A 15,013-nucleotide genomic window follows, 5' to 3' on the forward strand; every position below is an offset into this window, starting at 1 on the left:
AGAGCTATTCCGATGCAAGAGCCAGCCCCTCATACACGAGGTCGGGAACCGCTCCTGCCGGCAGGTTCTCTTTCATGTAGATATGGAGGGGCACGGGGATCGATGGGGGCACGTGCTGCTGAAGGACCACCTTCCGGTAGAGCTGGTACACGGCCTGGTATCCCTGATAGGCCGGCCGCTGAGAGATGAGCGCGTCTATCTTCCCCTCCCGAAGAAGCCGTTCGTTCTCTGGAACGAGATCGTATCCCACGATGGGAACGTGACGGCCCCCGGTCCTGTTCACCACTTCCGCCACGCGATGTACCGAGGCATTGGCCACGAAGATCCCCCGCGGGTCGGGGATCTCCTCGAACAACGTCGTGAGAAAGGCCTCTCGCGTCCTCTTGTGGTCGAGGTCTTCACAGGTACGAACCAGGATTCTGAAATCCCTCCCCTTCGCTTGCCAGAACGTCTGGAAGCCCTCGATCCTCCTCCTGATGTGGAAATCCTCTCCATGAGGACCTATCACAGAATAGGTCCCCGGCCGACCCATCCCGAACAGATAGAGGAGCTTTCCCGCGAGGAAACCTCCCGCAAACGGGTCCTGCATGATCGAGGTGAGAGGACGCACATGGGGAATGGTGGCATCGAAGAAGACGAACGGAAGGTGAGAGGGGAGGCGTTGGAGAAGGGCGAGGGAATCGGCAGGACGAACGGGCGCGAGGAGGAGCCCGTCGCACCCTTCGAAGGGGATGGTCTCGGCGGCCTTGGAGAAGGAGGATCCGCTGTAACGATCGTATTCGACGAACCGCACCTGGATTCCGAACGGTCCCAGCTCCTCGGCCGCCCGATGCACCCCTTTACAGATGAGCCTCCAATAGCCTGAGTCCTCGTCCTTCCGGGGGAGGAATACGTAGAAGAGATACCCCTTCCTCCGCTTGAGGTGACGAGCGATGGGATTGGGTGTGTACCCGAGCTCCTCGATGAGGGCCTCTACACGCTTTCGGGTCTCGGGTGCGACCCTCCCGCGCTTGTGGATCACCCGATCGACGGTGCCTATTGAGACCCCCGCCCGACGCGCGATCTCTCGGATCGTCACCCGAGCCTGTTCCTCAGGTACTCTCTGTTGGTCCTCTGCGTTATCGTACACGCATACCAGTATACACGCACTTCCCCGGGTTGTCAAATTTTTCTTTACCTTTTCACCTCATTTGCACTCGACAATCCTCGCCTGTCTCCTCCTGCTCACTCCTTTAGTGCACCCCCTGTGAGCCCGGAGATGATGTAACGCTGCGCAAAGAAGTAGAGCAGGACCGCAGGAATCAACGCGAGCGTCACAAAGGCCAACACGAGATTCCAGTCAGTCTGATAGCGCCCCTGAAATGCCATTACCCCCATCGGGAGCGTAAAGAGCTTCTCGTCATCCAGTACGAGAAGCGGAAGGAAGAAATTGTTCCAACTTCCTACCATGCCTAGGACCGCAATGGTGGTCAGTACCGGGGTGGAAAGGGGGTACATAATGGTAAAGAGGAAGCGAAGGTGCCCACATCCATCCATGCGAGCTGCCTCTTCTAACTCCAGAGGAATTTGAAGAAAGAAATTTCTCGTAAGCATAATATGCCAGGGTAGTGCAAACGCCACCTGGGGGATGATGACAGCCCAATAGGTGTTTAAAACCCCCATAGATCTAATCTGGATGTAGAGCGGGAGCATTGCTACTGCAAAAGGGAAAAGCAGGCCGAAGAGAAAGATATTGAAGACCACTTCTCTTCCTGGAAACACGAGACGGGAGAGTGCATAGGAGGCAAATCCTACCAACAGGATGTCTATTCCCACTGTGATCACCATGATAATCAACGAATTCATCAAATTTCTGAGGAATCGAGCATCGGTAAAGACCTCAAGGTAGTTCTCCCATCTGGGAGGAATAGGAAGACCAAAAGGATCTGTTCGAAGCTGGACGAGGGTTTTAAGACCCCCGAAGACTGTTACCATAAGGGGGAAAATGGTGACGAGACTCCAGAAGATGAGAAAGGAATAAATGATCAGCTTACTGAAGCCATATCTTTTCACACCCCTCATACTCACCCCCTTTGGGCTTTCAGGATCACACGCTGATAGGCGATGCTGAAGCTGAGGCAGATGAAAAAGATCACAAGGGCCACAGCACTCCCATATCCAAGCTTGAACCTCTGGAATCCAAATTTGTACAGATAGGTCACCATGGTCTCTGCTGCATGAACAGGATCCCCCTTTCCCATTGCCCATATGATATCAAAGAGTTGAAGGGATCCTATGATACTGAAGAAGACACTTATCAGTATGGTGGGAAGGAGAAGGGGAAGAATCACATGCCAGTTTAATTGCCAGGAGTTTGCTCCATCAATAAGTGCGGCCTCTTTGAGTTCCTGGGGGATGTTCTGAAGCCCGGCAATGTAGATCACCATGTGGAGGCCAAAGTATTTCCATACTATTACGAAAAAGATCGCATAGAACACATATCGAGGATCCCCAAGAAATGCGATTCCCTTTATGGCCGGGAAGATCTCTCCCAAAAACGTATGTGGCAACCCATATTGAGGATTGTAGATGAATGACCAGATCACCCCTGCAATCACTTCGGAAATGATATAGGGCAAAAAGAATATCGTCCGGAAAAGGATCTTCCCCCTCTCCAGACCTTCTACGAGGAATGCAAGCACAAGCGCGAGAGGAAGCTGGATAACGAGGGAAAGGATGATCACTCTGATATTGTTTAAAAGGGCGATCCTGAATACCTCGTCTTTGAATATGTTTACGAAATTTTTGAATCCCACGTAATTGGTGAGCGGCCCCAATCCATTCCAGGAATACACGCTGTACCGTGCTGCCTGAAAAACCGGAACGAAAACGAAGAGCACGAACAACCCAAAGGGTATCACAAGAAATCCTATTGCAGCGAGCACGTCCTGTTGCACACGCCTCATACTCATGTGGTACCTCCTCCAATTACATAAAGAGAAAGGGGATCAGGGAGCCCTGATCCCCTAAAAACTTTACTTTATTGAGCTTCTGCAGCCATTGCCTCTTCGATCATCTGAGCGGCTTTCTCGGGAGTAATCGCCTTGGCAAAAAGCCCCTGTGAGGCATCCTTCACCGCTTCACCCACCGCAGGAGGTAAGAACTGATCATAGTACAGCTGGTAATAGGGAGCCTTCACCACCATCTTTGCGAGCTCCTTCAGGAAAGGACTCTCCACATACTGTTCTGCACCTTCAATGACAGGCACAAAGGAAAGTTCAGGAGTCAACACGCTGTAGATATCATCTCTGAAGATGAACTTGAGGAACTCCACAGCCTCGGGAGGCGCGTTCTTACCAATAGCAAGACCATCTCCTCCTCCGAGCAGGTCATCAGGCGAGCCCTTACCTCCTTCCACCAGGGGGAACGGCATCATACCGAGGTTTTCAAGTTCAGTGCCGATGCCATCCTCGGTAGCGTTCGCTTCGTATACGAATGTAGCCCACTGTCCCATAAGTTCCATTGCAGCCTCGCCTGTTGCCATGAGGAGCGCAGCATCGTTGTACGTGGCCCCAAGATATCCCTGCTGGAATGGATCGAGGTTCACTAGCTCCATGAGCTTTTCTCCTGCCTTAATAAAGGAAGGATCAGTGAACTTTCCCTTGCGAGTGTACGCTCGCTCGAAGTCTTCCTTCCCTCCAAGACGGATCGCAAGATAGCACCACCAATAGTGAGCAGGCCACTTATCACCTGCTCCTACAGTGATGGGGGTAATACCTGCAGCCTTTAACTTTTTGACCCCAGCAAGGAAATCATCCCATGTCCTGAAGGGAACGTTCACCCCTGCCTTTTCAAAGAGCTTCTTGTTGTACCAGAGGACCACCCCTCCCATGGTATAAGGCACTCCATAGACCCTCCCATTCATGCTGTATACGCCAAGGGCTCCTTTGGAGATTTTCTTCCCCACGTCGCTGTTCATAATCTCTTCAGTAATGTCCTTTACGAGCCCTGCCTTGGCATAAGAGAAGAGCACACCCCCTCCCCAGCTCCTGAAAACATCTGGAGGATTGCCCGACTGCATGGTAGTAGCAAGTTTCTGCTTGAAGGCCTCGTTCTCGAGTACCGTGATTTCGATCTTCACGCCCGGATTCTCTTCCATGAACTTCGCTGCCACATTATCCCACAGCTCTTTGAAATCCCCTTGCGTATCCAGATGCCAGAAAGTAATAGTCTTTACCCCACCCTGTGAAGCGGCTCCACCTCCCTGCCCTTGAGCCCATACCCCGGTGAGGGCAATGGAAAAGACTAACAGCACTGAGAAGATGCGTTTCATAGACAGCACCTCCTGTTAGAAGTTTTAATACCATTGATCAGTCAATGGTACAATATAGTGTATCATCGGAATCTTCAGCAGTCAAGAAAAAAGTTGGTGATTACCATTTTTGAGCCACTTGTGGTATAATGTGGTATAATACCGAAGAGAGAGGTGGCACGGATATGGACGTCGTAAGTCTTTCAACACTTGCAAGCGATAGAGAGAAAACGGTCTCCTATCTGAGAGAGAAAGGACTCCTCGTCACGTACACCCGGTGTCCCTTCTGTGGAAGTGAGCATATAGGCGAGGTGAGACGAGAGAAGTACAAGTGCTACCAGTGCAGGAAAGAGTGGAGCATACGACGAGGGAGCATCTTCGAGGGGATGAAGCTCTCCTGGGAGAAGATCCTGTGGGCAATGAAGCTCTTTGAGATGGAAGTTACCGCCCACAAGGCGGCTTTGCAGTTACGGCTCTCCTATGAGGTGACGCTGAGGCTCTACACATTGTTTCGGAAGGCGATATGGGTCCACACCCAGAAGGAGGGGAAGAGCCTGCTCGAAGGTGAAGTAGAGATGGACGAAAGTTATTTTGGAGGAAAGAGAAAGGGGAAGAGGGGGAGAGGGGCGGCAGGGAAGATTCCTGTGTTTGGGATTCTCGAGCGAGGGGGAAAAGTGCAGGTGGAAGTGGTGGAGCAGGTAAGTGCGGAGGAGCTTGTACGACTGGCAGTGGCCAAAGTGAAGCGGGGATCGCTTGTGTATACCGACCGGTTCAAGAGCTATGATGGGCTTGTGAGCTATGGATTCAGGCACAAGCGGATTGATCACGGGAAGCGATTTGCGAATGGGAAAGTGTACATCAATGGGATAGAGGGGTTTTGGAGTTATGCGAAAGGGCGGCTGCTCCAGCATCACGGGGTGAGTGTAGAACGTTTTCCGCTGTACTTGAAAGAATTGGAGTGGCGGTATAATCATAGGGAGGAGGATCTATTCGAGCTTCTGCTGGATGTGCTTAGAGAATACTCTCAGGTGGCAGATAATAGATAATCACCTTTTTTTGGTAAATCTGTAGTTTGTAGTTAGAGAATTTGAATGTTTTAGAGTTTTTGGAAGTTACACCATCCCCTTGGGGTCCACGAACTGGTCGAACTCCTCCTCGGTGAGGTACCCCAGCTCGTGGGCGGCTTGCTTGAGGGTTTTCCTCTCTTCGTAGGCCTTTTTCGCCACCTGTGCGGCCCGCTCGTAGCCTATCTTCGGGGTGAGTGCGGTGACCAGCATGAGGGTCTTCTCGAGATACTCCTCGATCCGTCGGGTATCTGGTCGCAGGCCTTCCAGACACCGGGTTCGGAAACTCTCCACTGCATCGGAGAGAAGGCGGATGGAAAGAAGGGTATCGTGGATGATGAGAGGCTTGTAGGTGTTGAGTTCCAGGTGGCCTTGAGAACAGGCGAAGGTCACGGCCTGGGAGAGCCCCATCACCTGGATGCACACCATGGTGAGGGCCTCTGCCTGGGTGGGGTTGACCTTGCCGGGCATGATGGAACTGCCCGGTTCGTTGGCGGGGAGTATGAGTTCACCGAGCCCGCACCGTGGACCTGAGCCCATGAGCCTGATGTCGGAGGCAATCTTGTAGAGGGCAGCGGCCAGGCGGGAGAGTGAGCCTGCGAGGGAGGCGAAGACATCGTGGGCCGCGATGAGGGCGTAGCGGTTACGGGCAGGCCTCACCAGGAGGTGGGTCTGTTCCCTCAGGTAGGCACAGGCCTTCTCTGTAAACCCTTCCGGCGCGTTGATGCCTGTCCCCACAGCCGTACCCCCCAGGGGGAGCTCGCACAGTTCCTCTGTCACGGCCGAGAGGGCCTCCCGCGCGCTTCTCACCTGGTGGAGATAGCCTGAAAACTCCTGCCCCAGGGTGAGGGGCACCGCATCCTGCAGGTGGGTTCTCCCTACCTTCACCACCTCCTTGAAGGCCTCTACCTTCTGGGAGAGTGTGGTGATAAGGGCATCGAGCGCGGGGTAGATCTGCTCGTTGAGGGCCATGAGGGTGGAAAGGTGCATGGCTGCGGGGAAAGTGTCATTGGAGGACTGGGATCTGTTCACATGGTCGTTGGGGTGCACCGGACTCTTTGACCCCTTTGGGTTCCCCAGCAGCTCGTTTGCCCGATTGGCAATGACCTCGTTGAGGTTCATGTTCGTCTGCGTGCCGCTCCCTGTCTGCCACACCTTGAGGGGGAACTGATCGAGGAGCCTGCCTTCGATGATTTCATCGCACGCGACACAGATGGCCTCAGCAAGTCGGCTCTCGAGCACGCCGAGGGATTCATTTGCCCGGGCGGCCGCCTTTTTGATGTGTGCATAGGCCTGAATGAAGAGAGGGGGAAAGACATCCTCTCCTATGGGAAAGTTCTCGAGCGAACGTTGGGTCTGCGCCCCCCAGTAGGCGGAGGCGGGGACCCTCACCTCTCCCATGGTGTCGGTCTCGATCCGGTGGTCCATAGATAAAGTGTAGCAGAAACCGCGGAAAAAGAGGAGGGTATGAAAAAGCCCCGCCAGCCGGCGGGGATACGCCCAAGAGGATTCGAACCTCTGACCCGCTGCTTAGAAGGCAGCTGCTCTATCCAGCTGAGCTATGGGCGCACGGTCTCGGGATGAGAGGATTCGAACCTCCGATCTCCTGCTCCCAAAGCAGGCGCCTTAGCCACTAGGCTACATCCCGGTGCGGGAAAGTATACAAAAACCTTCTTTCTCAGGTCAAGACAATGGCTCATAGGCGATCACCCAGGAAGTTTAGCCCCTCACCCTCGAAGTTTATTCTCTTTTTCCGTCCGGATGGTAATATGACACAACAAACCATCGTGGGGAGGTGTTCTATGAAACTGCTCTATTATGGGGGAGGCATTCTCCTGGTGTTGGCCCTGGTGGCCTGTTCTCTGGGGCCAGTGGATGTCACAGGGGATCAATCCCTGGTCTCGAGAGCGGTGACCACTGTCACTGCTACCAGTAGCAACCGGTATCCTTCAGCCACCATCGATTCCGATGGTGATGGGCAGGTCAACTGGGTGATTGAGCCCAATCTCTGGAATGTCGTGGGAGGTTCTGGAAGTGTCACCATGACTTTCGATGATGCAGAGGGGTTTGATCTGGATGTGCAGATCGATCTTTCCAATATCCAGCAGGAAGACCCGTCGGGTTGGGTACATGCATATCCAGAGATATGGTACGGAATTAAAATCTGGAATACCGTGGGACCTGCTCAGGATGGACCGGTGCCCTTGCCTCGGAAGCTTTCCGAGCTCAATGACTTCTATACCACAGTAGACTTTTCTATCCAGCGTCTTGATCCCGAGCTTCCTTTTAATTTCCCGTTCGAGACATGGCTCACAAGAGATACCAGTCGAGGTCGAGATGTACGCTCGGATGAGGTTGAGATTATGGTGTGGTTCAACTACTACGGCCTCCAGGGGGCGGGTTCCCAGGTGGACACGCTCACGGTGCCCATCGAGGTGAACGGTCAGACGCGGGACATGACGTTCGAGGTGTGGCGCTCGGATGCGGTAGGGAACGGCGGATGGGAGTACTTCGCCTTCAGGCCCACCACTCCCGTAAGTGAGGGAACGGTGCGGTTCAACTGGGCCCCCTTCATCCAGAGGGCACGATCCCTCTCCAACAGGGCCGACTGGGAGAATCTCTATTTCACCAGTGTGGAGCTTGGCACCGAGTTCGGGACCCCCGACTATCTCAACGCGCAGCTCGCATGGCACGTGTACGACCTCCAGCTCGAGTACACCACCACTCCCATCCTCGGAGGTGGTGGAGGGACGACCCCCACTCCTACGCCGACTCCGACCCCCACCGCCACGCCCACCCCCACTCCAACGCCTACTGCCACACCTACGCCTACTCCCACACCTTCCGGGGAGTACACCGAGATCACGCTTCCCTTCAGCTACGATGGGGCGGGTGAGTACTACTGGAAGACCCACCAGTTCTCCACGGATCCGAACGACTGGAGCAGGTACGTGAACTCGTGGAACCTGGATCTGCTGGAGATCAACGGGACGGACTATGCCAACGTGTGGGTGGCGGAGCACCAGATTCCAGCAGCCTCGGACGGCTACTGGTACATCCACTACAAGGGCTCCTATCCGTGGAGCCACGTGGAGATGAAGTAACGCAGGCAAGGGGGAAGGGAGTCTTCCCTTCCCCTGATTCCTTCTTAAGGAGGGTTGTATGAAACGGTGTGTCATCGTCATCGGCATGCTGGGGGCCTTCCTCCTCCTCTTTGCCTTCTGTGGGGTCTTCTTCGAGGGGGAGACGGGCTCCTCCGGTGTTCGTTCGCGTGCTGCAGCCTCGTTCAACTATGTGGATGCCTTTGCAAAGTCCATCCTCTTCTACGAGGCGAACTGGTGTGGTCCTGATGCAGGGGAGAATCGCCTCGCGTGGCGAGGCCCCTGTCACTGGGAGGATGGGGCCGATGTGGGTCTCGACCTCACGGGGGGGTTCCACGACGCCGGGGACCACGTGAAGTTCGGACTTCCCCAGGCCTATGCCGCCTCCACCCTTGGCTGGGCCTACTACGAGTTCAAGGATGTCTTTGTTGAGACAGGCCAGGATCAGTACATCCTCAAGATCCTCAAGCACTTCACCGACTATTTCCTCAAGTGTTACCCCAATCCCACGACGTTTTACTATCAGGTGGGTGACGGTACGGTCGATCACAGCTACTGGGGGCCACCTGAGCTTCAGGATACCGACCGGCCTGCGCTCTACGTGGCCACTCCTGAGACCCCTGCCTCGGATATCGCAGGGGGAACCGCTGCGGCCCTGGCCCTCATGTACCTCAACTACCAGGATGTCGATCCCTCCTATGCCCAGCAGTGCCTCGAGGCTGCGCAAAGCCTCTACGAGTTCGGAAAGACCTATCGGGGGTTGAGCGAGAGCGGCGGGTTCTACGGATCGTCCGGCTATCTGGATGAGCTCACGTGGGGTGCGATCTGGCTCTACATCGCCACCGGGGATGCCTCCTACATGCAGGATGTGGAGGGGTTTCTGGAGGAGAAAGGCATAGACGAACAGAACGGTTACAACAACAGCTGGACCCACTGCTGGGATGATGTGTGGGGTGGGGTGTTCGTCAAGCTTTCGGAGATCAGTGACAGACTCCTCTATAGAGAGATTGCCGAGTGGAACCTCAACTACTGGATGAACGATATACCGCGTACTCCGGGCGGACTCTGCTACCTCAACTCCTGGGGAGTGCTCCGCTATGCCGCGGCCGAGGCGATGCTCGCCCTCGTCTACTATGACAAGGTCTCCCATGACCAGGCCTACCTCGATTTTGCCAAGTCCCAGATCGACTACATCCTGGGTGACAATCCTGCAGGACTCTCATATGAGGTAGGGTTTGGCGAAAACTATCCCAAGTTCCCGCACCACAGGGCTGCGAGCGGGAGGCTGGAAGCTCCTCCTGCGAACGAGTCGAAGAAGGATCCCGAGAAGCACCTCCTCTTTGGGGCCCTTGTGGGTGGACCTGACATGAACGACGAGTATGTCGACGACATAGAGCAGTACGACCACTCCGAGGTGGCGATTGACTACAATGCAGGCTTCGTGGGTGCCCTTGCGGGCATAGTGAAGTACTACGGCGCAGCACAGACCCCGGAGCCCACGCCCGGGATCGAACCTGAGGATCATGTCCCCTATTCCGTAAGTGCGTATGTGTACGAGACAACAAATCAGGCCACGGTCATCAAGGCCTACATCCACAATGACTCGCTCCTTCCTCCTCACTGGGAGACAGGACTCTCCTTCAGGTACTTCTTCGACCTCTCCGAGCTCTATGATGCCGGGTATACCGTGGATGATGTGACTGCATCGGTGTACTATGGGCCTTCGAATGGTACCCTTTCGGAGATCAAACCATGGGACGAGGCGAACCATATCTACTATGTGGAGGCAAGCTGGCCCGGTTCGAAGCTCTATGGAAAGGTGGAGTTCCAGTTCGCCCTCGCCTGCTACAACGCCTCGGTGTGGGATCCTGCGAACGACTATTCATTCCAGGGGCTCCCCACAGCCGAACCGGATGTGATGACAGAGTACATCCCTGTCTATAGGGATGGGGAGTTGATTTTCGGAACCGAACCTCCGAAGGGAGGTTCGCCGAGCCCCACACCTACACCAACCCCGACCTCTACACCCTCAGCCACACCTACTTCCACACCTACCCCCACTCCCACGCCGACTCCCACCTCTACCCCTGGTGGTGAGTACACGCTCATCTCTCTTCCCTTCACGTATGACGGTGAAGGTGAATACTACTGGAAGACCGATCAGTTCTCCACTACCGTGGACTGGAGCCGGTACGTGAACTCGTGGAACCTGGATCTGCTGGAGATCGACGGGACGGACTATGCCAACGTGTGGGTGGCGGAGCACCAGATTCCTGCCGCATCCGACGGTTACTGGTACATCCACTACAAGAGCAGCGTCTCCTGGGGGCATGTAGAGATCAAGTAGCCTCTGGTTGGGGGAGACGTGCAGTCTCCCCCTTTTATATAACCCGTTTGGTTTATTTACGACACCAAGTAGCATGTTATAATAGCGGATGCCCTAGGGCAAATTAGAGATTTTGGAGGTATTAGATGAAGCAGAGATTTTTAAAGATTCTTCTGCTACTCCTAATGGGAGTGATCTTCATCTCTTCGTGTGCCTTCTTCTCTCCGGATGGAGAGGTGAAAGGCTCCAGGATGGTCTCCCGAGGAGTTGCTCAGGCGGGAGGTCACTTCAACTACGGGGAGGCGCTCCAGAAGGCCATCTACTTCTATGAGGCCCAGCAGGCCGGTCCCCTTCCCGAGTGGAACCGCGTAGAGTGGCGCGGCGATGCCACCATGCAGGATGCGGTACTCGGCGGCTGGTACGATGCCGGAGACCACGTGAAGTTCAACCTTCCCATGGCCTACACCGCGAGCATGCTCCAGTGGGCCATCTATGAGTATGGTGCTGCCCTTGCCGATGCAGGCCAGCTGGAGATCCTCAAGCGGAACGTGAAGTTCACCCTCGACTACCTGGCCAACTGCTGGGATGGGAACACCTACATCTACCAGATAGGAGATGGCGGGAACGATCACAGCTGGTGGGGTCCGGTCGAGGTGATCCACCTCGAACAGCAGGCGGGCAATCGTCCGGCCTACTCTGCGAGCCATGGACTCTCGGCTGTGATGGCGCAGACTGCGGCTGCCTTGGCTCTGGGGCACCACATCTTCGGTGATACTGTGTACCTTCAGAAGGCGGAGCAGCTCTTTGCGCGGGCAGACGCGGACAGGAGTGATGAGAACTACACCGCCGCATCAGGGTTTTATAATTCCTGGAGCGGTCCCATCGACGAGCTCATGTGGGCTGCCATCTGGCTCTACATTGCCACAGGCGACGCTTCGTACCTCACGAAGGCTGAGAGCTACGTGCCGCTCCTCAATCGACAGGGACAGACAGAGGACATCGAGTATCAGTGGGGACACTGCTGGGATGACGTGCACTATGGTGGTCTCCTTCTTCTCGCGAAGCTCACCGGCAAGCAGGAGTACATAGATTTTGTGCACATGCACCTCGACTGGTGGGTGGACGGTGCCAAGGGCTACACTCCCGGCGGGCTTGCCTGGCTCGATCAGTGGGGAAGCCTCCGGTATGCCACCACTGCGGCATTCCTCGCCTTCGTGTATTCCGACTGGTCGGGTGCAGATCCTCAGAAGGCACAGGTGTATCGTGAGTTTGCCGAGAAACAGATCAACTACGCCCTCGGCATGAACGAACGGAACGGGAGCTACGTGGTAGGGTTCGGCGAGAATGCGCCTCAACATCCTCACCACAGAACCTCCCACGGTTCGTGGGCCGACAGCCAGAGTGTGCCTCCCTATCACAGACACATCCTCTACGGTGCGCTCGTGGGTGGACCTGATCAGAGCGGCAACTACACCGACGACATAAGCAATTACCAGACGAACGAGGTGGCGTGCGACTACAACGCGGGGTTCGTCGGAGCCCTCGCGAAGATGTATGATTTCTATGGTGGGCAGCCTCTTGCTGATTTCCCGCCGCCTGAGCCGCGTACCCACTACGAAGATGATGAGTTCTTCACCGAGGCCTGCCTCAATGCCTCAGGGAGCAACTTCACCGAGGTGAAGGTACTGGTGAACAACCGGTCTGCCTGGCCTGCGCGTGTGATCAACGACCTCCGGTTCCGGTACTTTATCGACCTCTCTGAAGTTTTTGCTGCAGGATATACGGTGAATGACATCACTATCAGTACCAACTACGTGGAGTTCCCGGTTACCATCACTGGACCTGTTCACTACGCGGGAAATATCTACTATGTGGAAGTGAAGTTCAATGATGGCACTCAGATCTATCCCGGTGGTCAGAGCGAGTATGCCGGAGAGATCCAGATGAGGATCGCTGCACCCAGTGGCACCTCCTTCTGGGATCCCACAAATGATCCCTCGTATCAAGGCCTCCCGTTGAGTTCAACCGAGATTACCAAGACTCCGAACATCCCAGTGTATGATGGCACTACTCTTATCTTCGGTGTGGAACCTGATGGCACACAGCCAACTCCCACGCCTACTCCTACCTCTACTCCGACTCCGACTCCGACCCCGACTCCGACCCCGACTCCGACCCCGACTCCGACCCCGACTCCGACCCCGACTCCGACCCCGACTCCGACCCCGACCCCGACCCCGACTCCGACTGGAGAGTACACGCTCATCTCTCTCCCCTTCACGTATGACGGGGCAGGTGAGTACTACTGGAAGACCGATCAGTTCTCCTCGGATCCGAACGACTGGAGCAGGTACGTGAACTCGTGGAACCTGGACCTGCTCGAGATCAACGGGACGGACTATGCCAACGTGTGGGTGGCGCAGCACCAGATCCCGGCTGCGTCTGATGGCTACTGGTACATCCACTACAAGGCTTCCTATTCGTGGAGCCATGTGGAGATCAAGTAAAGCCTACAGGGTGGTGAGGGTGTATGCCCTCGCCGCCCTCTTTTGTTTGGAGGTGTGAGATGCGTGTAGGCCGATGGATAGTGATCGTGCTTTTGAGTCTTGGATTGATAGTAGGATGTGCGTTCCCCTTCCTCGGGAATGTTGAAAAGGAGGAGAACACCTCTTCCCGAGCCACTAGCCTTTCAGTCGGTCGTCTTACAGGTGTGAACTGGTTCGGGTTCGAGACCGGCAACTACGTGGTGCACGGGCTCTGGGCCAGGGACTACAAGTCCATGCTCAAGCAGATAGCGGATCTCGGGTTCAACTGTATCAGAATCCCGTGGGCCAACGAGATGATAGGTAAGGCACCGAACAGCATTCAGATCAATCCCTCGGGTGTGGATCCCTACACCGGGGAGCAGGGACTCAATCTGGATCTCGAAGGGCTTTCGTCCCTCGAGGTGCTCGACAAGATCATTGAGGAGGCCAACCGTCTCGGTCTCTACGTGATCCTCGACAACCACTCCCGGGCCGCTGATGGCTATATGAACGAAACCCTCTGGTATACCGACGAGTATCCTGAGGAGAGGTGGATCTCGGACTGGGTGATGATGGTGCGTCGGTATAAGAACTACCCCAATGTGATAGGAGCCGATCTCAACAACGAGCCGCACGGGAATACCGGGACCGGGATGAAGCCGCCGGCTACGTGGGGATACACCCTCCCCGAGTACGGCGATACCGATTGGAAGGCAGCTGCCGAGCGGTGTGCTGCGGCCATCCTTGCGGAGAACCCGAATCTCTACATCATCGTGGAAGGGGTAGAGGAGTATCAGGGCGATACCTACTGGTGGGGCGGCAATCTCAAAGGCGTGAGGGACTATCCCATCACCTCCATCCCTGCGGAGAACCTCATCTATTCTCCCCATGAGTATGGGCCCGAGGTCTACAATCAGGCCTGGTTCAGCGATCCTACCTTTCCGGACAACATGCCTGCGATCTGGGATGAGCACTTCTGGTTCATCTACAAGGAGAACATCGCCCCCGTACTCATAGGGGAGTTCGGCATCAAGGAGGAGTCTGCTGCTGATCCCTCCTCGGTTGCCTACCAGTGGTTCACCACTTTCATGGCCTATGTGGGAAACAAGGCCTCGTGGACGTTCTGGTGCATGAATCCCAACTCGGGGGATACGGGAGGCATCCTCAAGGACGACTGGGTGACGGTGAACGAGGCGAAGTACAACCTCATCAGGCCCTATCTGGCCAATCCGCCGCAGCCCACGGCCACACCCACTCCTACCAGCACGCCGACACCCACTCCTACGCCGACGCCTACTCCCACGCCCACTCCTACTCCGACTCCCACTCCGACGCCTACTGCCACACCTACGCCTACTCCCACACCTTCCGGGGAGTACACCGAGATCACGCTTCCCTTCACCTACGATGGGGGGGGTGAGTACTACTGGAAGACCCACCAGTTCTCCACGGATCCGAACGACTGGAGCCGATACGTGAACTCGTGGAACCTGGACCTGCTGGAGATCAACGGGACCGACTATACCAACGTATGGGTGGCGCAGCACCAGATACCAGCAGCCTCGGACGGCTACTGGTACATCCACTACAAGAGCGGCGTCTCGTGGGGACATGTGGAGATAAAGTGAGGCGGGAACTCTTAGAGAAAGGAGGCGGAGGGGGTGTGCGCCCCCTCCTTTTCTTGCGCTTGTACGGATTCAAGATCT

10 protein-coding genes and 2 tRNA genes are annotated in these 15,013 nt (G+C 55.6%); 5 read left to right on the forward strand and 7 right to left on the reverse strand.

Annotated features, from left to right (window positions below; genetic code table 11):
- Positions 1-4: 4 nt before the first annotated feature.
- The 4 genes from SPITH_RS10690 to SPITH_RS10705 form a co-directional block, all read right to left on the reverse strand.
- The gene (locus SPITH_RS10690; RefSeq protein ID WP_245523390.1) at positions 5-1,129 is read right to left on the reverse strand and encodes a LacI family DNA-binding transcriptional regulator; all 1,125 of its coding nucleotides are present in this window, start codon (positions 1,127-1,129) and stop codon (positions 5-7) included.
- A gap of 95 nt (positions 1,130-1,224) precedes the next feature.
- Positions 1,225-2,061, reverse strand: coding sequence for a carbohydrate ABC transporter permease (locus SPITH_RS10695; RefSeq protein WP_014625673.1), 837 nt, complete (start codon positions 2,059-2,061; stop codon positions 1,225-1,227).
- 2 nt (positions 2,062-2,063) lie between these two features.
- Positions 2,064-2,945: a carbohydrate ABC transporter permease gene (locus SPITH_RS10700; protein ID WP_174266715.1), complete on the reverse strand. Its 882-nt coding sequence runs from the start codon at positions 2,943-2,945 to the stop codon at positions 2,064-2,066.
- Between the two features lie 74 nt (positions 2,946-3,019).
- Complete coding sequence (locus SPITH_RS10705; protein WP_014625675.1) at positions 3,020-4,312, reverse strand: extracellular solute-binding protein; 1,293 nt, start codon at positions 4,310-4,312, stop codon at positions 3,020-3,022.
- Positions 4,313-4,476: 164 nt separating this feature from the next.
- Here SPITH_RS10705 and SPITH_RS11845 point away from each other — a divergent pair, with 164 nt between their 5' ends.
- Positions 4,477-5,337, forward strand: coding sequence for an IS1595 family transposase (locus tag SPITH_RS11845; protein ID WP_014625239.1), 861 nt, complete (start codon positions 4,477-4,479; stop codon positions 5,335-5,337).
- Between the two features lie 66 nt (positions 5,338-5,403).
- Here SPITH_RS11845 and fumC read toward each other — a convergent pair whose 3' ends face one another.
- The 3 genes from fumC to SPITH_RS10725 all read right to left on the reverse strand — a co-directional run bounded on the left by fumC (position 5,404) and on the right by SPITH_RS10725 (position 7,003).
- Complete coding sequence (gene fumC, locus SPITH_RS10715; RefSeq protein WP_014625676.1) at positions 5,404-6,783, reverse strand: class II fumarate hydratase; 1,380 nt, start codon at positions 6,781-6,783, stop codon at positions 5,404-5,406.
- Between the two features lie 67 nt (positions 6,784-6,850).
- Positions 6,851-6,924: transfer RNA gene (locus tag SPITH_RS10720), tRNA-Arg, on the reverse strand.
- A gap of 6 nt (positions 6,925-6,930) precedes the next feature.
- Positions 6,931-7,003: transfer RNA gene (locus tag SPITH_RS10725), tRNA-Pro, on the reverse strand.
- 154 nt (positions 7,004-7,157) lie between these two features.
- Here SPITH_RS10725 and SPITH_RS11850 point away from each other — a divergent pair.
- The 4 genes from SPITH_RS11850 to SPITH_RS10750 all read left to right on the forward strand — a co-directional run bounded on the left by SPITH_RS11850 (position 7,158) and on the right by SPITH_RS10750 (position 14,935).
- Positions 7,158-8,459: a GH12 family glycosyl hydrolase domain-containing protein gene (locus tag SPITH_RS11850; RefSeq protein ID WP_014625677.1), complete on the forward strand. Its 1,302-nt coding sequence runs from the start codon at positions 7,158-7,160 to the stop codon at positions 8,457-8,459.
- A 58-nt stretch (positions 8,460-8,517) separates the two neighbouring features.
- The gene (locus SPITH_RS10740) at positions 8,518-10,803 is read left to right on the forward strand and encodes a glycoside hydrolase family 9 protein (RefSeq protein ID WP_014625678.1); all 2,286 of its coding nucleotides are present in this window, start codon (positions 8,518-8,520) and stop codon (positions 10,801-10,803) included.
- A gap of 125 nt (positions 10,804-10,928) precedes the next feature.
- On the forward strand, positions 10,929-13,289 hold the full coding sequence (locus SPITH_RS10745) for a glycoside hydrolase family 9 protein (protein WP_014625679.1): 2,361 nt from the start codon (positions 10,929-10,931) through the stop codon (positions 13,287-13,289).
- A gap of 203 nt (positions 13,290-13,492) precedes the next feature.
- Positions 13,493-14,935 (forward strand): cellulase family glycosylhydrolase, encoded by a 1,443-nt coding sequence (locus tag SPITH_RS10750; RefSeq protein WP_245523392.1) that lies wholly within the window; start codon positions 13,493-13,495, stop codon positions 14,933-14,935.
- Positions 14,936-15,013: the final 78 nt, after the last annotated feature.

The organism is Spirochaeta thermophila DSM 6578, from assembly GCF_000184345.1.
Classification (GTDB): Bacteria; Spirochaetota; Spirochaetia; order Winmispirales; family Winmispiraceae; genus Winmispira; species Winmispira thermophila.